Source organism: Candidatus Protofrankia californiensis, assembly GCF_900634765.1.
GTDB lineage: Bacteria > Actinomycetota > Actinomycetes > Frankiales > Frankiaceae > Protofrankia > Protofrankia californiensis.
Genome location: NZ_CAAAFT010000257.1, coordinates 1 through 922, shown reverse-complemented (window position 1 = coordinate 922; position 922 = coordinate 1). Strand labels below are relative to the sequence as shown.

Genomic DNA, 922 nt, shown 5'->3' with positions numbered 1-922 from the left:
CGACAGCCGGGCCGCCGGTCTGGCCTACACCTGCGCTCTCGCCGGCGGCACCGTCGCCGTCAGCACGCTGGTGCGATCCGGTGTGACCAGAGCTGGACGCCGGTTCGGCTGCCAGGGCGCCACCTCGGTAGCGCTGACCGCGGCGGCAACGTGGACGGTGCTGGGCGGGACGTCCCTGCGCCGTCATGGCCGCCATCTCGGCGGTGAACTTCTCCGCGGTGACCTGGCCGCGGCCCGCAGCCGCCTGCCGTCGCTGTGCGGTCGGGACCCGGCCGTCCTCGACCGCGCCGGGCTGTCCCGCGCGGGGGTCGAGTCACTTGCCGAGAACACCTCGGACGCGGTCGTCGGGCCGCTGGTGTGGGGGGCCCTCGGCGGTGTGCCGGGCCTGCTCGGCTACCGGGCGATCAACACCCTGGACGCGATGGTCGGCTACCGCAGTACCCGTCACGCCCGTTTCGGCTGGGCCTCGGCCCGCCTGGACGATCTCGCGAACCTCCTGCCGTCACGGGTCGCCGGGCTGCTGGCCTGCGTGTGCGCGCCGGTCGTGGGCGGCTCGTCCGTCGACGCCTACTGGGTGATGCGCCGCGACGGCCGCAGCCATCCGAGCCCGAACGCCGGTCAGGTGGAGGCGGCGTTCGCCGGCGCGCTCGGGCTGCGGCTCGGCGGGACGCTGCGTTACCACCACGGGGTGGAGCACCGGCCGGTCATGGGGTACGGCCGGCCAGCCGTACCCGCCGACCTGGAGCGGGCCGCGGTCCTCTCCGCCGCGGTCAGCGCCTGTGCGCTGGTCCTGTCGGCCGGTGTCGCCGCGGCCACGGCGACGGCCCGGTCGGCGCTGGGGCCGGCACGGACCTCCGCACGTCTGCGCCGGCGGACCCGGCAGGACCGGCGGTGAGCGGGGGAGCGCTGCTGGTCGCCGGGA

1 protein-coding gene is annotated in these 922 nt (G+C 76.5%); it reads left to right on the top strand.

Features of this window, described 5'->3' with window-relative positions:
* Positions 1-895, top strand: an 895-nt coding sequence (locus DD1DGNOD_RS14085; protein ID WP_131770355.1) for a cobalamin biosynthesis protein, incomplete at its 5' end; no start/stop codon positions are given.
* Positions 896-922: the final 27 nt, after the last annotated feature.